Genomic DNA, 18,114 nt, shown 5'->3' with positions numbered 1-18,114 from the left:
AGGGGCCTCCTGTGCCGGGCATTGATGACCAAGCCTTACGGAAAAATGTCGTCGTCGTGATCGCGGTCGTCCCGGTCGCCGCCTCTCGCCTGCTTTCCCTCGTCGCCATTGTTGCGACGGTCATGCTTGTCACCGTTGATGGGATCCAGCACGCGGTGCAGCCGAGTTTCCAGCCGCCCCCCCATCCATAGCAGCGCCATGCCAAGCACGAGCGCCAGGCCGCCAACCACGTAGTAGCCCGCGCCCGCCGCCGCGCCCAGGATGGCTGCCAGCCAGATTGCCGCCGCCGTGGTCAGCCCCTGCGGGCGCTGGTGCACGCCATGGCGGGCGATCACGCCCACGCCCAGGAAGCCGATGCCCGTCAGCAGTCCCTGCAGCACGCGCGAGACAGCATCCATCGGATGTCCGGACTGCGTCACCAGACATACCGCCGTTGCCGCCCCCAGAGATACCAGTCCCAGTGTGCGCATGCCGGCGGCCTTGCCGCGCAGGTTGCGGTCCAGGCCAATCACTGCGCCCGCCAGCAAGCCGCAGAACAGGCGCAGGAAGATTTCGAAGCTGATGGTTTCCATATGTGTTCTTGTGGCCAATCCGACGCCGGAGGATCCGACGCAAGCTTACCTCAGCCAACGGGGCATGGTGGCCAAATGCCCTTATCATGGCGGCTCGCCCCCGGCCCTCAGCGGCCCGGCCTGTAACGCCTCACCCTACGCTGCCATGCCTCATCTCGTCATCGAAATCACCGAAAACACGCGCCTCAACTGTTCGCCCGAAGAACTGCTCGACGAGGCCAACGCCGCGCTGCTGGCGTCCGGCGAATTCGGCGAGCCCGATATCAAGTCACGCTGCATCACCCTGTCCACGTTCCGCCAGGGCGTGCAGGCCGCCGAGCGCGCCTTCGTGCATGCACGCCTGTCCATCCTGGATGGCCGCGAACTCGCGGTCAGGCGTGCGCTGGGCCAGGCCATCTGCGATGTCATTGCCGAGGCCGTTCGCCCTGCCTCCGCCGAAGGACAGAGCGTGCAGATCAGCGTCGAAGTGTGCGAAATGGAGCGTGCCAGCTACGCCAAGCAGATCGTCGGCGGCTGACGCCGTACCGTGCCCGGGGCATGGCGCACAAAAAAGAAAGCCCGCGGCCATCCCTGGCAGCGGGCAGGGCTTCCGGGAAGACACCGGTAGCCGGTTGCCATGGGGAGCGCCCCCGCACCCATGACGTTTTGGATTCTAGACGGCCGATCCGGCCTCCCGTTTGACCTTGGTTAAGTCCAGGCGAGTCAGGGGGAACGCCGTAGCATCGCCCGGACCTGTCCCGCGGCCTGCAGTGCCCGGCCGCTCCAATAAAAAAGGAGCCGACTGGCGGCTCCTTCTTCATGCGGATCGACTGGCCGATCAGGCTGCAGCGTCCTTCAGCTTCTTCAGCGGGCGAACCTTCACCTTGACGCTGGCCGGCTTGGCCGGGAACCAACGCTCTTCACCGGTGAACGGATCCTTGCCGAAGCGCTTCTTCTTGGCCGGCACTTGCTGCGCCGTCACCTTCAGCAGGCCCGGCAGCGTGAATTCGCCAGCGCCCTTCTTGTTCAGCGCGCCAACGATGGTGTTTTCCAGGTGGGCCAGCACCGTCTTCACGGCCTTGGCTTCCAGCTGGGTCTGGGCTACCAGGTGAGCGACCAGGCTCGACTTGTTGAAGGTGTCCTTCAGCGGACGCGGGGTCACCGCGGCAGCCGGAGCAGCCTTCTTGGCCGGCGCGGCCTTCTTGGCGGCAGCCTTCACGGGTGCCTTCGTTGCCGCAGCCTTCTTGGCGGCGGGCTTGGTTGCAGTCGTCTTCGCGGTCGGTTTCGCTTTGGTCGCCATATCGATATACGAGAGTTGAAGATTAGAGCCGGCCGTTCGATGGCTTCGCATCGCGTTGCACATACCCCATGCCGGCGCCACTGAATCATAGCGGAAACAACCGTGTGTCAAAGGGTTTTCATGCGTGCAATGGCCAAAACCCCGTGAAAACCCCGGGTTTTGTCGCAGCTTTACCTCAGCAGGAACGCGCAGGAGCCCTACGTCCCCCCACTTTCGCGTTGTCAGGCATCTGCCGCGGGAAGAAAATCGCGGCGGTGCGCATCCCCCGGCGAAGCTCACTACCCCTGTTTTCAGGGACTATTCGCCGAGCCAGGACGCGATCGGCGGACCGGCGGCCATGGTGCCGAGCGCAATCAGCGACAAGCTCGCATCGGCGCTCGACCACTCGCGCAGCAGTGCCAATGCCGGCGTAGCGGGAACGCGCGGCCGGTCGTGTCAGGACGCCCGTGCGTTCACCGCATCGCGGGTATCCGCCGCCAGCCCGCAGGCGAACGCGGTTTCCGCCACCAGGAACAGCGGGCCGACCAGCAGCCCGACAAGGTCGTCGACAAAGGCGGGCTTGCGGCCTTCATAGTAATGGCCGACGAACTGGATGATCCAGCCGGCAACAAACAGGCCGACACCGGCGGCAAGCCATGCCCCCGTGGGGAGCGCCGCCAGATGCGCGCCCGCATACAGGAACAGAGCCAGGACCATCACCATCGCCAGCCCGAAGCCCGCTGACAGGCGCAGGTAGAACAGGCACGACAGCGCATACACCACCATCGCGGGCGTGAGATGGGCGGCGCCTTCGCCCAGCGGTATGGCGGGCCGCCCCAGCAGCGTGGTGACGGCGAGCACGATCATCGGGATACCGATGAAATGCGTAGCGACGTTGCGGGGATCGCGGTGATAGGCGGCGTAGTTGGCCAGATGTTCGACCAGCGTTTTCATGGGGCGTCTCCTTGTGCGCGGCTCCGGGCGGTTGTGGCACGTGCCTGGCGCTGTCTTGTGGATTTATAGTAGTGGGCGGGTTTCCTGGCGTCTGTCTGATTTTCGACAGTCAGGCAGGCCGCGCAGTACGTATCAACCCGGACAGAACAAGACAGGAGACAACATGGGCATGGCTCAGCCCCCCAGCGGCGGCACGCGCGGCCCGTCAGGCATCCCTCGCGCCACACCCGGCGGCAGACCGAAAACTTCGCGCCCGGACGCTGCGGTCGCACTGCGCGCGAGCGCCTGGTTTTGCCAGTTGCCGCAGGCGCTGCAACAGGCGCTTCTCGAAGATGGTGCCTGGCGCCAGCTGGCCGCCGGGGAAGCCTTGTTTGCCCGCGGCGATGCATTCGACGGCCTGTATTGCGTGGCCGGCGGCACCATGCAGGTCGATGCCGCCGGCGAGTCCGGCAAGGCGGCTCTGCTCGGCCTGCTGGAAGCCGGCGCCTGGTTCGGCGAAATCTGCCTGTTCGACGGCTTGCCGCGCACCCATGACGCGCGCGCCGTGCACGCCGCGCTGTTGTGGCATATCCCGCGCGCGAGCCTGGAACGCAGGCTCGCGCAGCATCCGTCATGGTGGCGCGAGTTCGGCCTGCTGCTCGCGGCGAAGACGCGGATGGTCTTCGACTTTGTCGAGGAAATGCAGCTGCTGCCGCCGGCCGCGCGCATTGCCAGACGACTAGCCGCCATCGCACGCGGCTATGGCAACCCGCCTTCCACGGAGGGCGAGACACCCGCCCACCCGCGCGCGGTCCAGACCGTGCGGATTCCGCAGGAACAGCTTGCGCAGATGCTCGGGCTGTCGCGGCAGACCGTCAACCAGGCACTGCGCGAGCTTGAATCGCGTGGCCTGCTGCGCCTGCGGTACGGCAGCGTCGATCTGCTGGACCTTGTCGCGCTCGAAACGCTCAACTGATTACGGTACGCGACATGATCACGCTCGACTCCTCCCGCCTCGATGCCTACCTGGCACGCCTGGGCATCGACGCCCCGCCCTCCCCGACGCTGGAAGCGCTCGACGCGCTGATCGCCGCGCAACTCGCACGCATCCCGTTCGAGAACATCGACCCGCTGCTGGGCCGCCCGGTACGGATCGACGTCGACGCGGTCTTCGACAAGCTCGTTACGCACCGGCGTGGCGGCTATTGCTTCGAGCTCAACACGCTGCTGGCCGCCGCGCTGACGGCACTGGGCTACACGGTGACGCCGCTTGCCGCACGCGTGCGCTGGGGCGTGGCCGATTCGGTCCAGACGCCGGCATCGCACATGCTGCTGCGCGTGGAAGTTGCACATCGCAGCTACCTGGCCGATGTGGGCTTTGGCGGCCCCACGCCTTTCCGGGCGCTGCCAATGTCGGCGCCGGCCGCCTCGTCGTTCCCGTACCGCCTGACCGTGGCGCCGGATAGCGCCATGCCTGGCGCTTTTCATTGCCAGGATCTGGAAGTGCGTGGCGCACAGGGCTGGCTCAAGGTCTACCGCTTCGACCTGTCGCCGCAGCCGTGGATCGATTTCATCTCCCGCAACTGGTACATCAGCACGCATCCGGACAGCATCTTCACGCAGCGACTCATGCTCGCCCGTTCCGACGGCGACGTGCGCCTGACCCTTGCCAACGGCGAACTGGCCGAGCGCCGCGCCGACGGCACCTTGCGGCGGCAGACGCTGACTTCGGCCGACGATGTCATCGACGCCGTCGTCAACCGCTTCCAGGTGGAACTGGACGCGGACCTGCGCGACGGCCTCGGGCGAGTGCTGCCCACGCTGCTGCACGCCTGAATCCCGGCGGCTGCCCCGCCGTGCGCCCATGCACGCCGCGCATTGCCCGCAGAAAGAATACTGATATGGCCCCGCTGGCGGCGGCTTGCCTGTGGACTGGGTCAAGGGGCCCAACCATAATGTGCCGGCAGGCCCCAAGTGGCGCTGTCCAACAGAACACAGGCAGGCCCCGCAAGGGCCGCGCCGATATCAGGAGACTCCATGTCATTGTTCGATTTGTCGGGCAAGGTCGCGATCGTGACGGGCTCATCGCGCGGCATCGGCCGCGCCATTGCGGAGCAGATGGCGGTTCAGGGCGCCAAAGTGGTTATCTCGTCGCGCAAGGCCGAAGCCTGCCAGGAGGTGGTCGACGCGATCAACGCGCGCCACGGCGCCGGCACCGCGATTGCCGTCCCGGCCAATATCTCTTCGAAGGACGACCTGCAGCGCCTCGTCGATGAAACCAACCGCACCTTCGGCAAGATCGATGTCCTCGTCTGCAATGCGGCATCGAACCCGTACTACGGCCCGATGAGCGGCGTGTCCGACGACCAGTTCCGCAAGGTGCTCGACAACAACGTCATCTCGAACCACTGGCTGATCCAGATGGTGGCGCCGCAGATGATCGAGCGCAAGGACGGTTCGATCATCATCGTCTCGTCGATCGGTGGCCTGCGCGGCTCGCCGACCATCGGCGTGTACAACATCTCGAAGGCCGCCGATTTCCAGCTCGCGCGCAATCTCGCTGTGGAGTTTGGCCCGCACAATGTGCGCGTGAACTGCATCGCGCCCGGACTGATCAAGACCGACTTCGCACGCGCGCTGTGGGAAGACCCCGAGCGCTACAAGCAATCCACCCTGGGCGCGCCGCTGCGCCGCATCGGCGAACCGGTCGAGATCGCGGGCGCGGCCGTGTTCCTGGCCTCCGCCGCGAGCACCTTCATGACGGGCCAGGCCATGGTCGTCGACGGCGGCGTCACGATCTGATGCCCTGACGCAAGGCGGCTGCCGCCTTGCGCACTGTTCGCGCTGTTCCCTGCATTTCCTGCGTTTCCTGCATTTCCCTCAAGGATGGCGCGGTGCGCCATCCCCCACCTGCATTGCAGTCCGGGAGGCAGTCATGTCGAGCAAGTTCGAGCCGGCCGGCAACTGGCCAGCCATGTCATTGGCCGAGGCCCACGCCCGCCTCACGGCGCCAAGCGCTCCGTTCGAGACGGAAACGCGCGTCATTCGCAGCATTCCCACCACCGTCTGGAAGAACGCGCCGCCGACGCTGCGCGACCTGTTCCAGGCCACGCAAGCTTTTGGCGCACGTACTTTCGTGGTCTACGAAGACGAGCGCGTCAGCTATGCGGCCTTCCGCCGGGCGGCACTGCATGTCGCGCAGGCACTGGTGCGCGATGGCGTCCGCCAGGGTGACCGCGTGGCGATTGCCATGCGCAACCTGCCCGAGTGGCCCGTGGCCTTCTACGGCGCCTTGCTGGCCGGCGCCATCGTCACGCCGCTGAATGCATGGTGGACGGGGGCCGAGCTCGAATACGGACTGGTCGATTCAGGCAGCCGCGTCGCGATTGTCGACGCCGAACGGCTGGATCGACTCACTGGCCATCTGCCCAGCTGCCCCGCGCTGGAACGCGTCTACGTGTCGCGGGCAAGCGCACTCGGCAACGACCAGAAGATCGTACCGCTCGAAAGCGTGACCGGCCCCACCGCGGCATGGGCAACGCTGCCGGAACTGCCGCTCCCCGACTTGGACATCGCACCAGAGGATGACGCGACGATCTTCTATACGTCCGGCACCACCGGCAAACCCAAGGGGGCGCTGGGCACGCACCGCAATGCCACCAGCGTTGCCGTGGCCAGCCTGTTCAGCCCGCTGCGCAACCTGCTGCGGCGCGGCGAGCCGATTCCCGCGCCGGACCCTGCAGCGCCGCAGAAGGCTGCATTGCTGTCCGTACCGTTCTTCCACGTGACAGGCTGCATGGCCGTGCTGAACAGCGCACTGGCAACGGGCGGCAAGATTGTGCTGATGCACCGCTGGGATGCCTTGCGCGCGCTCGAACTCATCGAGCGTGAGCGTTGCACCACGGCCGGCGGCGTGCCCACCATCGCCTGGCAGCTGCTGGAGCATCCGGAGCGCGGGCGCTTCGATCTTTCGTCGCTGGAGAGTATCAGCTACGGCGGCGCGCCGGCTTCGCCCGAACTCGTGCGCCGCATCGGCGAAACCACGCCGCAGTCGGCGCCGGGCATAGGCTGGGGCATGACGGAAACGTCCGCCACGTTCACGAGCCACAGTGCGGAAGAATACGTGCTGCGGCCGGACAGCAGCGGTCCGGCCCTGCCGATCGGCGAGATGAAGGTCGTGGATGGCCGCGGCCAGGCGCTGCCGCCCGGCGAAGCCGGCGAGCTGATGGTGCGCGGCGCGAATGTGGTTCGCGGCTACTGGAACAAGCCCGAGGCGACCGCGCAGACGTTTGCCGATGGCTGGCTGCGCACCGGCGATATCGCGAGGCTCGATGAAGAGGGCTTCCTCTATATCGTCGATCGCATGAAGGACATGCTGATCCGCGGCGGCGAGAATATCTATTGCATCGAGGTGGAAAGCACGCTCTACGAGCATCCGGCGGTGATGGATGCCGCCCTGGTCGGCATCCCGCACAAGGTGCTGGGCGAGGAACCGGGCGCCGTGGTCAGCCTCAAGCCCGGCATGCAGGCCACCGAAGACGAACTGCGCGGTTTTGTCGCGCAGCGGCTGGCGGCGTTCAAGGTGCCGGTACGGATCATCGTGCTGCCCGACCTGCTGCCGCGCAACGCGAATGGCAAGATCCTGAAGTCAAACCTGCGCAAGCTGTTCGGGCCGGGCACATGACCCGAGCCGGGCGGCCGACCGCTTATTTGACCGGAATGGCGGTGCCGCCCGGCACCGGCACGGCCGTCACACTGTTCTGCGGACTGCCGCTGACAATGCGGTCGGAGTATGTCAGGTAGACCAGCGTATTACGCTTGCGGTCGACGGCGCGGATCACATGCAAGGTCTTGAACAGGATCGACATGCGTTCCGAGAACACGTCATCCTGTTGCCGCAGGGGCCCCTTGAACGAGATCGGCCCCACCTGCCGGCACGCGATCGACGCCTCCGGCGGGTCTTCCGCCATGCCCAGCGACCCCTTGATACCGCCTGTACGGGCGCGTGACACGTAGCAGGTCACGCCCTGCACCATCGGGTCGTCATACGCTTCGATGACCACCTTGTCCGAGCCGGTCATGCGGAAATTGGTGTTGACGCTGCCGATTTCCTCGGCCGGCGCCGGGACGCCGGCCACCGCCAGGCAGGCGCCGGCAAGCAGGCAAAGCGTGCGAGCCATGGCCGGTCAGCTCCCCGTCACCTTGATGGCGTCGTGCCGCTTTTCCATTTCCTGGCGCAGTGCGCGGCGCTGCTGGGCCGCGGCAAAGCGCTGGCGCTCGACTTCGTCGCGCGGCTCCAGCGGCGGCACCTCGGCCGGCGCGCCGTTGTCGTCGACCGCCACCATGGTGAAATAGCAGCTGTTGGTGTGGCGCACCAGCTTGCTGCGGATATTCTCGGTCACCACCTTGATGCCAATTTCCATGGAGCTGCGCCCGGTGAAGTTCACCGAGGCCAGGAAGGTCACCAGCTCACCGACGTGGATCGGCTGGCGGAACACCACCTGGTCCACCGACAGCGTGACCACGTAGCGGCCGGCATAGCGGCTCGCGCAGGCGTAGGCAACCATATCCAGGTACTTGAGGATGGTGCCGCCGTGCACATTGCCGGAGAAGTTGGCCATGTCCGGCGTCATCAGCACGGTCATGGAAAGCTGGTGGGACTGGTCGTTCATGATGGTGATGCAGGTTGCGGGGGCCGAGGCGCGGCAGTGTAACCCGTAAACCGGTGCGCGGGGGGCGCGCCGGCGTTGCCGCGGCACCGTCTGCGCCACGATATGGCCGCAGCGCCACGCGGGCGGCACCGGACAAACGGCGCACCAATAAAAAAGCGGCCCGACAGGCCGCTCTCTCGCTGATCCGGACGCAGACAGCTTACTTCTTCTTGTTCACGGCGTCCTTGAAACCTTGCCCGGCGGAAAACTTCACGGTCTTCGCGGCCGGAATCTTGATCGTTTCGCCCGTGCGCGGGTTGCGACCCGTGCGCGCGGCGCGTTTGCCCGAGCTGAAGCTGCCAAACCCCACCAGCGTTACCGAATCACCCTTGGCCACTGCCTTCTTGATACTGTCCAGCGCTGCGTTGAGCGCACGCTCGGCTGCGGCGTTGCTCAGTTCTGCTTCCGCGGCGATGGCCGATACCAGTTCACCTTTATTCATGGCTGATTTCCCTTGTTGGTCGTCGTCACCGATGTATCTGCCAGCAGGCATTGCATCGATCGGCGCAGTCTAATCTGCCCTTCGCGCCTTGGGCAATCCCCAGTGGCACCGATGCAACGAAAAAACCCGGAAATCCTTGCTTGAGGCCGGTTAGCGGGAGATTTCACCCTCTATTCCGCCCGTTTTGCCCGCGACATTTCTGCATAGCGCGTAAGCCGGTGGCGCCCGCCCGCCGGATGAATTTGGCACCCCGGCGGCGCCCCAACCGCCATTCACCGCTATGGTGCAATGCACCGTCACGGTTCATGCCACACGCCATGTTGCGTCATTATGGCGCGCGCCGACCGGCCCAATGCCCCCGATTTGCGCCAACGGCACCAAAGCCGCCGCCTCACCTTTGGGCCGCCTGAGGGCAATCCAGTGCGATTTCCACCATGACGGTGCAATTAGCACCAGCATGCAGCCAATTCTGGAATGCTTTTTGCATACCCACGCTCCCATTTTGAGCATGAGGAACCTATGGACAATTGGAAGACTGGCACCGACGCCATGTTTATCCTGCTTGGCGCAATCATGGTGCTGGCCATGCACGCCGGCTTCGCCTTCCTGGAACTGGGCACGGTACGCAAGAAAAACCAGGTCAATGCACTGGTGAAGATTCTGGTGGACTTCGCGGTTTCCACCATCGCGTACTTCTTTATCGGCTATACGGTCGCCTATGGCGTGCAATTCATGGCCGGCGCCGACACCCTCGCACAAAAGAGCGGTTATGAGCTGGTCAAGTTCTTTTTCCTGGCGACATTTGCCGCCGCGATTCCCGCGATCATCTCGGGCGGCATTGCCGAACGTTCGCGTTTCAATCCGCAACTGCTGGCGACATTCGTCCTGGTCGGCTTTGTCTACCCGTTCTTCGAGGGCATTGCCTGGAATCAACGCTTTGGCATCCAGGACTGGATCACGAGCCTGACCGGCGCTCCATTCCATGATTTCGCCGGTTCGGTCGTGGTCCACGCGGTAGGCGGCTGGATTGCCCTGCCCGCGGTGCTGCTGCTCGGCGCCCGCCGCGGCCGCTACCAGAAGGATGGCCGCATCAGCGCGCACCCGCCGTCGAACATTCCGTTCCTGGCACTGGGCGCATGGGTACTGGCGGTCGGCTGGTTCGGCTTCAATGTCATGAGCGCCCAGACCGTGGACAAGATCAGCGGCCTGGTCGCCATCAATTCGCTGATGGCCATGGCCGGGGGCACGCTGGCCGCCTGGTGGGCTGGCCGTAACGATCCGGGCTTCGCCTACAACGGCCCGCTGGCAGGCCTGGTCGCCGTCTGCGCCGGGTCCGACCTGATGCACCCGCTCGGCGCGCTGGTCACCGGCGCCGTGGCTGGCGTGCTGTTCGTCCACCTGTTCACGCTCGCGCAGAACAAATGGCACATCGACGATGTACTCGGTGTGTGGCCGCTGCATGGGCTGTGCGGCGCCTGGGGCGGCATTGCGGCCGGCATCTTCGGCTCGCACGCGCTTGGCGGGATCGGCGGCGTATCGCTGGGTGCGCAGCTGATCGGGACCCTGCTCGGCATCGTGATCGCCGTCACGGGTGGCACGATCGTATATGGCACGCTCAAGAAGCTGGTGGGCATCCGCCTCGACGCGGAAGCCGAATACAACGGCGCCGACCTGACCCTGCATCGCATCTCGGCCACGCCCGAACGCGAAACGAACTGGTAAGTCCGCCGCAGGAACGCGCGCGCTCGCGCCGTTCCTGACAATTCTTTTCTTGAACTTCCCCGAACGGCATGGCAATAATTGCCGTGCCCGCCTTCTCGAGCCGCATCAGCGTGCAAGATTTGCCGGACAGTCTTCGCAGTTCTTCGTTCGCAGTTCTTCGTTTTTTTGCCGGCCCTTTTCGGGCAACAGACCAGGCCGGCCAACAGACCAGGGGAATGCCGATGGATGCGTCAACGTTGGAGAAGCTCCAGACCGTGGTCGTGGCCTATGCCACGGAGTTCGGCGTCAAGATCCTGGCCGCGCTGGCCTTCTGGATCATCGGCCGCTGGCTGATCCATGTGGTGGTACGCATGGTCCAGAATGCGCTGGGCAAGCAGCAGGTGGATCCGACCCTGCTGCGCTACGTCGGCTCGATCGTGACGGTGGCGCTGAACGTAGTCCTGGTGATCGGCATCCTCGGTTACTTCGGCATCCAGACCACGACCTTCGCGGCCCTGATCGCCGCGGCCGGCGTGGCCATCGGCATGGCCTGGTCGGGCCTGATGGCCAACTTCGCGGCCGGCGCCTTCCTGGTGGTGCTGCGGCCGTTCAAGGTCGGAGATTTCGTGACCATCGGCGGGGTCAGCGGCACGGTGCGCGAGATCGGCCTGTTCGCCACGACGCTCGACACGCCGGACAACATCCTGACGGTGATCGGCAATAACAAGATCTTCTCGGACACGATCCAGAATTTCAGCGCCAATCCGTTCCGCCGCGTCGAACTGAAGGCCCAGCTTGCGGGCAGCACCGACGCAGCCGCCGCGGTCGCATTGCTCAAGGAGCGTATCGGCGCGATTCCGAATGTCCTGGCCGATCCCCCCGTCGACATCGAGATACTGGAATTCACGCTGGTCGGTCCGGTCCTGGCGGTACGTCCGTATTGCCATAACGATCACTACTGGCAGGTGTATTTCGACACCAATCGCATCATCCGCGAGAGCTTTGGCCAGGCGGGCTATGCCGCGCCCATGCCGGCGCATATGGTGGTCGTGAAGAACGCCGCCGCCTGACGCTCAAGCCTGCGCAGCCGCCGAACCCCAGGCGCGTAACGCCACCGCCCCGACGCCGCACACGGCCATCACCACTGCCAGCGGCAGGGCCGTGCCATCGTGCCACAGGCTGACAGCGGCGCCGGCCACGGTGCCCAGTGAAAACTGCAGCGTCCCCATCAGCGCCGAGGCCGTACCGGCACGATGCCCCTGGTGCGTCAGTGCCAACGCTGAAGCATTGGGCGTAATGCAACCCAGTGCACCGATAAAGACAAAGAAGCCGGCCAGCAGCACGGGCAGTACCAGCACGCCGGCCAGCGCCGCAACCGCCAGCACCAGGCCCGCCGCGCATGGCGCAAGCACCGCGCGCCCGAGCACACGGTCCAGCGTGCGCCCCTGCACCAGGCGTGCATTCAGTTGCGACATGACGATCAGTCCGAGCGCATTGGCACCGAACACGAAGCCATAGTGAGAGGGATCGATGCCATGGAGTTCGATCAGCACGAACGGCGACCCCGAGATATAGGCGAACATGCCGGCTTGCCCGAACCCGGCTGACAGCGAGTAGCCCAGGAACTCGCGGTCACGCAACAGTTCGGTATAGCTTGCCGTCACCGCGCCGGGATGCAGGCGCGCGGCGCGTTCACGCGGCAGCGATTCTTCCATGCGGAAGTGCACCAGCGCGAGGATCAGCACGCCCGCAAGCGTCAGCAACCAGAAGATGGCACGCCAGCCCAGGGTACTCAGGATGGCGCCGCCGATGATCGGCGCCAGGATCGGCGCCAGCCCCATCACCAGCATCATCGACGAGAAGGCCCGGGCCGATTCGTGGGCCTCGAGCCGGTCGCGGATCACCGCACGGGCCATCACCATGCCGGCACAGCCGCCCAGCGCCTGCAGGAAACGCCAGAGCATCAGCGACTCGACGCTGCGCGCCATGGCGCAGCCCGCTGCTGCCAGCGCGTACAGGCCCAGGCCGACATACAGCGGCGGCTTGCGCCCGAAGCGGTCGCTGATCGGTCCGTAGAAGGCCTGTCCCAGCGCCAGCCCAACCAGGAACGTGCCCAGCGTCAACTGCACCTGCCCGATATCCACATGCAGGTCCGCGGACAGCGCCGGAAAGCTGGGCAGGTACATGTCGATCGACAGCGGCGCAATGGCCGTCAGCGAAGCGCAGATCAGCAGCCAGACGGGAAAGCGGGCAGCCTCCTGGCTGCGGGAGGATTGGGGCATCAGTGTCAGTTCCGGGAAGTCCGTGCCAGCGGCGGCGCGCGGTACGGCTGGCCGCCAGACCGCGAATTGTTGCACAGCATGACAAATCTGGCTGGCATCCAGAGTCGAGGCCCGCCACCTTTGCCTCCCGAGCGTGCAACGGTTGCGTGCCCCGCCAACGTCGGGTTCGACAAATATCCTAATCTTGGCAGTATTGGCTTGACTGGCAATTTTGCGCGGCGCAGGCGCGCAAGCGATCGTGCCGTGGCGCTGCGCGCGTGTTAACGTGTGGCGCCGCTTTCACGCGAATGGGGGTGGAGGGTACAATGCGAGCCTGTCGGCCCTGTCTACGCGACTGACCGGCGGCCGCGCAGAGATGGGCGACAGGTTTGCCCCGGCAACGTTATCCTGCATGAGAATACGACACACGCCGCTCACCGCTACGCTAGGCTCTGCCGCTCTCGCGGCTGCACTGCTGCGGCCATGGCCGGCGCAAAGCGCTCCGACACCGCTACGCCCGCCACCCGCCTCGGCAACCGCGCCCGCACCCGTACTCGATGAAGCCGACGCACTGTCCCGCATGCTCAAGGGCGCCGCGACCGGACAGAATACCGGCGCCGCGGGCGTGCCCGAACTGCTGCGCAACACCAATCGGCCCGACGGCGTGCTGGCGCGCGCCTGCCGCCAGCTCAACGATGCACTGCCGATAGAGATCGATGGGGAAACCCGCTTGCGGCGCTGTCAGTCGACACCGGGCAAACACGTGCTGTTCCAGCTCGAGCTGACCAACTATCGCGGGCCCATGCTCGATCTTGCCAGTTTCGAGGTCAATTACGCGGCGCCGCTGCAGCGCAATATCTGCGCCAATCGCGACGTGGAAATCCTGACCAAGCTGGGCGTCAGCATGATGTTCCGCTACATGACACGGAACGACCGCGGCGAACGCCGCGTCGGCGACGTCTACATCAACGCACCGATCTGCACCTCGGCCTTGCGCTGAGGTGCGGGCCAATCGCGCCAGGGTACGGCGGCACCGCGCCCTGGCCGGTTTCAGGCGACGCGCGGACGCAGCGGCAGTACGTTCGGCGCGCGCCGGACCAGCAGGCGGATATCCTTCCATCCCGCATCGGCCAGCGGCGATCCCCAGACGAGTTCATGCAGCCTTGACAGCGCGAACGGATCGCCCAGCAGGATATGCCGCTGCGACGCCGTCAGCGCGCGCGGGCCACCCGTCAGCGCGTGCTGGACCAGCGCCGCGTGGCGCTCCTTCGCGGATTGCGGCTGGTTGACTCGTGCCGACGCGGTTGCGCACATCAGCGCGTTGGTCACCGGATCGACCACGGCGTCCACGAAGTCCGGCGTCTCGGCCGCTTGCTCCACATGCTGCTGCGTTTCGACGATTTCCCGTGGCGGCATGACTTCCTCGGGAATCATGAACAGCCCGGCCTCGCGCGATGCGCGGCCGAACGAGACCCGCGACAACATCACCGACAGCGGGATCGACAATGCCAGCGAACCCACGATGGGCAGCAGCCACAACACAAAGGACGGATTCAGCCAGTACACCAGCGCACCCCAGGCGAGCCCCAGCAGCGTGTGCGAACCATGCCGGCGCAGCGCCTCGCCCCAGCTTGTCTCGGCGTCTTCGCGCGGCGGCGATTTCCAGGAAATCCCCCAGCCGCTGTAGGCCGCCACCACGAACTTGGTGTGAAACAGCATCCGGGTCGGCGCCAGCAAGGCGGACAGCACGACCTCGATCAGCATGCTAAGCACCAGGCGCGGCAAGCCGCCATACTGGCGCGCCTGCCGCACCAGCAGCAGCACACTGGCCACCTTGGGCAGGAACAATAGCGTCGCCGTGGCCGAGAACAGCGCGAGGGCCTTTTCCGGATGCCATTCGGGCCAGGTCGGGAACAACTGGTAGGGCTGCGAGAAATACTCGGGCGGCACCAGCGCATGGCGGGCCAGCATCGCCGTCGACAACAGCAGGAACAGGAACCACAGCGGCGCCGACAGGTAGGCCATGATCCCGGTCAGGAACACGGCGCGGTGCACCACATGGAAGCCCTGCTTCAGCCACAGCCGGAAATTCATCAGGTTGCCCTGGCACCAGCGGCGATCGCGCTTGACCTCGTCCAGCAGGTTCGGCGGCAGCTCTTCGTACGAGCCCGGCAGGTCGTACGCAATCCACACGCCCCAGCCTGCGCGGCGCATCAGCGCGGCCTCGACAAAATCGTGCGACAGGATCTCGCCCGACAGCGGCCCGCGGCCAGGCAGCGGTGCCAGCGCACAGTGTTCCATGAAGGGCTTGACGCGGATGATCGCGTTGTGGCCCCAGTAGTGCGACTCGCCCAGTTGCCAGTAATGCAGGCCCGCCGTGAACAGCGGGCCATACACGCGCGTGGAGAACTGCTGGACGCGCGCGTAGAGGGTTTCGCGCCCCACTGCCAGCGGCGCGGACTGGATGATGCCCGCCCCCGGATTCGCCTCCATGAGCCGCACCAGCGTGGCAAGGCAATCGCCGCTCATGACGCTGTCCGCATCGAGCACCACCATATAGCGGTACTTGCTGCCCCAGCGGCGGCAAAAGTCGGCCACGTTGCCGGTCTTGCGCTTGACCCGGTGACGGCGCCAGCGGTAGAAGATCCGCCCGAAGCCACCTACGGCGCGGCACACTTCCATCCATGCATCGACCTCCGCCGTGCGCAAGTCCGGGTTGCCGCTATCGGACAGGACGATGAAATCGAAGTTGGCAAGTTGGCCCGTGCGAGCGAGCGATTCGTAGGTCGCGCGCAGGCCGGCGAAGACGCGGGTCACGTCCTCATTGCAGATCGGCATGATGACCGCGGTGCGCGCGTCGGGCGCCAGCGGCGCATCCGGCGCCGCGGAGCGCGAGATCAGGTGCCGGTCGCCGCCTTTCGCCAGTACCAGGAAGCCCATCATGGCGGTCCAGAAGCCGGCCGATACCCACGAAAACAGCACCGCGAACAGGACCAGGATTGCGATCTCGAGCGGATCGGCGCCATGGTATGGCAGCACCTTGGTCATGAAATATGTGGCCAGCGCGGTCTGCGCGACCACCAGCCCCAGCAGGAACCAGCGCCGGTGCGAGCCAGCGGGGTGCCACTTGCCTTCGGCATCGGGACCATCGTGCAAGGTGTCCCAGGTTTCCGGGACCGGGGGGCGCCCCAGCATGCGGCGCCACGTATTGCGCAGCCAGCCGGTGACGATATGCGGTGGCCACTGGCGCGGCACCATGGAACTGCGCTCGGGCTCGGGGCCGGTGTCCACGTGGACGGTGCCATCGGGCCTGCGCTTGAGCAAGGGTTCGCCGGCGGCTTGCGGATTGCCGTAGGCCAGCGAGAAACGCCGCGCGACCGAGGCGTAGGTCGGTCCGCCTGGCGCAGGAGGTTCACCCTTGGCTGCTTCGCGCGCCGACAGCCTGGACTGCAGGTGTTCGATCGCAGCCTGGGCATCGCGCGGATCGATGGCGATGTCGGCAGTACCGGGCGCAGGCGGATCGGCCAGCAGTTCCGTGCGCATTTCAGGGGATACGGGCAGGCGGTCGAGATAGCGCTCGCATGCCGCCGCCTGGGCCGGTCGCTGCTTTAGCCTGGGGGTAAGATGTAGCTCCACGTCTCGGATAAGGTTGTATTGCCGTTGCGAAGATAGCCGCGCAACTCAACCGGCTTGTTGACATCCTTGCGGCGCATCACCATGGTCATGCGCCAGCCGCCAGTGGCGTCGTTGCGCTGCACTGACGTCTTGATCAGTTCGGCATTGGCGTCGGCCGACACCACCGGGTCGATGCGCACATCGGCCGGCAGCTTGCGGAAGGCCGGGCCTTCGAAATCCACCAACAGCGAAAAGCTGGTGTCGTCCTGCTTGCGCGTGAGGCCCTGCCCCAGGCGCGTCTGCGTGACCCACGACAGCGGCGGCATCTGCTCGCCGTCTTTCTGCCACATCAGGCGGTATTCGTAGTCGAACGGCTGCCTGGGCTTGGGCGGGTTGTCGGGCACCCAGTACGCCACGACGTTGTCGTTGGTCTCGTCGGGCGTCGGAATCTGGACCAGTTCCACCCGGCCCGAGCCCCAGTTCCCGCGCGGCTCCACCCAGCCACTCGGCCGTCGCTCATACCATGCGCCAATTTCCTGGTAGCTGGCGAAGCTGCGGTCGCGCTGCATGAGCCCGAAGCCCTGAGGATTGGTAGCGGCAAACGACGTCACCAGGAGGCGCTTCGGATTGACCAATGGCCGCCAGACCCATTCCCCGGTACCGAGGTGAATCGAAAGCCCGTCGGAATCGTGCACTTCCGGGCGGAAGTCGGACTGCGCCGAAGGCTGGTTCTCGCCGAACAGGTACATGCTGGTCAGCGGCGCCAGGCCGAGCTTGGTCACGTTCTCGCGCAGGAACAAGCGGGACTTGACCTCCATCGACGTCTCGTCGCCGGGCTTGATGACGAAGCGATAGGCACCGCTCACGCGACGCGAATCCATTAGCGCATAGATCGTCAGCTGCTTGTCCGATGCCGAGGGCCGCTCGATCCAGTATTCGACGAAACGGGGGAACTCCTCGCCCGAATTGAGCCCAGTGTCCACGGCCAGTCCGCGTGCGGACAGCCCGTACCATTGGTCCTTGCCCAGCGCGCGGAAGTAACTCGCGCCGAGGAACGAAGCCAGCTCATCCTTGCGCTTGCCCTGGTTGAGCGGATACAGCACGCGGAACCCGGCGAAGCCCAGGCCCTTGAGGCTCGCCGCATCGACCTTGTGCGGGCCGTAGTTGAACGCGGCCGGATCGAACCGGAACTCGCGCACGCTGCCGCTGACCACCTCGTGGATGCGCACGGGCTGGTCGAAGACCATGCCCTCATGAAAGAACGACAGCTCGAACGGCAGGCGCGCATTGCGCCAGGCAAAGCGCTCGGGCTTGTACGCGATCTCGCGGTACTGCTCGTATGACAGTTCGCGCAGTTCACGCGGCAGGTCCTGCGCCGGTGCCTTGTAGGGCGAGGCGGCCAGCTGGCGCGCCCGCGCCGCGACCGTATCGAAATCGAAGGCATGCGCCGCCGCGGCAAGCATGGCGAGCGCGCTGCCACCCAGCCACCGGGCCATCCGTACTCGCATGCTGGCCGATGCCCCGCGGCGGCGGGCGCAATCGGAAGGATGTGCAGGCAAGATTTCGGACAGGCGTAGCGTGGCGTTTGGTGACATGAATGCCCAGATTGGAAGCGTGGACG

The 18,114-nt window shown here is 65.7% G+C and carries 17 protein-coding genes; 8 read left to right on the top strand and 9 right to left on the bottom strand.

Annotated elements, in window-relative coordinates; all coding sequences use genetic code 11:
• Window positions 1–35 precede the first annotated feature (35 nt).
• The gene (locus CupriaWKF_RS26195) at window positions 36–572 is read right to left on the bottom strand and encodes an MgtC/SapB family protein (protein ID WP_276101348.1); all 537 of its coding nucleotides are present in this window, start codon (window positions 570–572) and stop codon (window positions 36–38) included.
• A 145-nt stretch (window positions 573–717) separates the two neighbouring features.
• Here CupriaWKF_RS26195 and CupriaWKF_RS26190 point away from each other — a divergent pair, with 145 nt between their 5' ends.
• On the top strand, window positions 718–1,089 hold the full coding sequence (locus tag CupriaWKF_RS26190) for a 5-carboxymethyl-2-hydroxymuconate Delta-isomerase (protein ID WP_276101347.1): 372 nt from the start codon (window positions 718–720) through the stop codon (window positions 1,087–1,089).
• 300 nt (window positions 1,090–1,389) lie between these two features.
• On the opposite strand, the gene CupriaWKF_RS26185 is transcribed toward CupriaWKF_RS26190, so the two are convergent.
• Both CupriaWKF_RS26185 and CupriaWKF_RS26180 read right to left on the bottom strand, forming a co-directional pair.
• The gene (locus CupriaWKF_RS26185) at window positions 1,390–1,851 is read right to left on the bottom strand and encodes an HU family DNA-binding protein (RefSeq protein WP_224079482.1); all 462 of its coding nucleotides are present in this window, start codon (window positions 1,849–1,851) and stop codon (window positions 1,390–1,392) included.
• 435 nt (window positions 1,852–2,286) lie between these two features.
• Window positions 2,287–2,784: an Mpo1-like protein gene (locus CupriaWKF_RS26180; RefSeq protein WP_276101346.1), complete on the bottom strand. Its 498-nt coding sequence runs from the start codon at window positions 2,782–2,784 to the stop codon at window positions 2,287–2,289.
• Between the two features lie 163 nt (window positions 2,785–2,947).
• Between CupriaWKF_RS26180 and CupriaWKF_RS26175 the strand changes: the two genes are divergently transcribed.
• From CupriaWKF_RS26175 to CupriaWKF_RS26160, 4 genes are all read left to right on the top strand, one after another.
• On the top strand, window positions 2,948–3,739 hold the full coding sequence (locus tag CupriaWKF_RS26175) for a Crp/Fnr family transcriptional regulator (RefSeq protein WP_276101345.1): 792 nt from the start codon (window positions 2,948–2,950) through the stop codon (window positions 3,737–3,739).
• 14 nt (window positions 3,740–3,753) lie between these two features.
• Window positions 3,754–4,599, top strand: a complete 846-nt coding sequence (locus CupriaWKF_RS26170; protein WP_276101344.1) for an arylamine N-acetyltransferase — start codon at window positions 3,754–3,756, stop codon at window positions 4,597–4,599.
• A 201-nt stretch (window positions 4,600–4,800) separates the two neighbouring features.
• Window positions 4,801–5,565: an SDR family oxidoreductase gene (locus CupriaWKF_RS26165; RefSeq protein ID WP_276101343.1), complete on the top strand. Its 765-nt coding sequence runs from the start codon at window positions 4,801–4,803 to the stop codon at window positions 5,563–5,565.
• 133 nt (window positions 5,566–5,698) lie between these two features.
• Window positions 5,699–7,447 carry a class I adenylate-forming enzyme family protein gene (locus CupriaWKF_RS26160; RefSeq protein ID WP_276101342.1) on the top strand — a complete coding sequence of 583 codons (1,749 nt, stop codon included), beginning with the start codon at window positions 5,699–5,701 and terminating at the stop codon, window positions 7,445–7,447.
• 22 nt (window positions 7,448–7,469) lie between these two features.
• Here the strand turns inward: CupriaWKF_RS26160 and CupriaWKF_RS26155 are convergent, their stop codons facing one another.
• The 3 genes from CupriaWKF_RS26155 to CupriaWKF_RS26145 form a co-directional block, all read right to left on the bottom strand.
• The gene (locus CupriaWKF_RS26155; RefSeq protein ID WP_276101341.1) at window positions 7,470–7,943 is read right to left on the bottom strand and encodes a CreA family protein; all 474 of its coding nucleotides are present in this window, start codon (window positions 7,941–7,943) and stop codon (window positions 7,470–7,472) included.
• Window positions 7,944–7,949: 6 nt separating this feature from the next.
• The gene (locus tag CupriaWKF_RS26150; protein WP_276101340.1) at window positions 7,950–8,435 is read right to left on the bottom strand and encodes an acyl-CoA thioesterase; all 486 of its coding nucleotides are present in this window, start codon (window positions 8,433–8,435) and stop codon (window positions 7,950–7,952) included.
• Window positions 8,436–8,634: 199 nt separating this feature from the next.
• Window positions 8,635–8,916 carry an HU family DNA-binding protein gene (locus CupriaWKF_RS26145; RefSeq protein WP_008651272.1) on the bottom strand — a complete coding sequence of 94 codons (282 nt, stop codon included), beginning with the start codon at window positions 8,914–8,916 and terminating at the stop codon, window positions 8,635–8,637.
• Window positions 8,917–9,435: 519 nt separating this feature from the next.
• On the opposite strand from CupriaWKF_RS26145, the gene CupriaWKF_RS26140 reads away from it, so the two are divergent.
• Both CupriaWKF_RS26140 and CupriaWKF_RS26135 read left to right on the top strand, forming a co-directional pair.
• Entirely contained in the window at window positions 9,436–10,638 is a 1,203-nt protein-coding gene (locus tag CupriaWKF_RS26140) for an ammonium transporter (RefSeq protein WP_276101339.1), read from the top strand.
• A 221-nt stretch (window positions 10,639–10,859) separates the two neighbouring features.
• Window positions 10,860–11,687: a mechanosensitive ion channel family protein gene (locus tag CupriaWKF_RS26135; protein ID WP_276101338.1), complete on the top strand. Its 828-nt coding sequence runs from the start codon at window positions 10,860–10,862 to the stop codon at window positions 11,685–11,687.
• Window positions 11,688–11,690: 3 nt separating this feature from the next.
• Here CupriaWKF_RS26135 and CupriaWKF_RS26130 read toward each other — a convergent pair whose 3' ends face one another.
• Entirely contained in the window at window positions 11,691–12,899 is a 1,209-nt protein-coding gene (locus tag CupriaWKF_RS26130) for a Bcr/CflA family multidrug efflux MFS transporter (protein WP_276101337.1), read from the bottom strand.
• 391 nt (window positions 12,900–13,290) lie between these two features.
• Between CupriaWKF_RS26130 and CupriaWKF_RS26125 the strand changes: the two genes are divergently transcribed.
• Window positions 13,291–13,878, top strand: a complete 588-nt coding sequence (locus tag CupriaWKF_RS26125; protein WP_276101336.1) for a hypothetical protein — start codon at window positions 13,291–13,293, stop codon at window positions 13,876–13,878.
• 50 nt (window positions 13,879–13,928) lie between these two features.
• On the opposite strand, the gene mdoH is transcribed toward CupriaWKF_RS26125, so the two are convergent.
• The gene (gene mdoH / locus CupriaWKF_RS26120; RefSeq protein WP_276101335.1) at window positions 13,929–16,514 is read right to left on the bottom strand and encodes a glucans biosynthesis glucosyltransferase MdoH; all 2,586 of its coding nucleotides are present in this window, start codon (window positions 16,512–16,514) and stop codon (window positions 13,929–13,931) included.
• On the bottom strand, window positions 16,487–18,088 hold the full coding sequence (locus tag CupriaWKF_RS26115; protein WP_276101334.1) for a glucan biosynthesis protein G: 1,602 nt from the start codon (window positions 18,086–18,088) through the stop codon (window positions 16,487–16,489). Before CupriaWKF_RS26115 ends, mdoH begins: the two co-directional genes overlap by 28 nt.
• Window positions 18,089–18,114: the final 26 nt, after the last annotated feature.

This window comes from Cupriavidus sp. WKF15 (assembly GCF_029278605.1).
Classification (GTDB): Bacteria; Pseudomonadota; Gammaproteobacteria; order Burkholderiales; family Burkholderiaceae; genus Cupriavidus.
The sequence above is the reverse complement of the archived record's forward strand: the minus strand, read 5'-3'. Positions and strand labels throughout refer to the sequence as shown.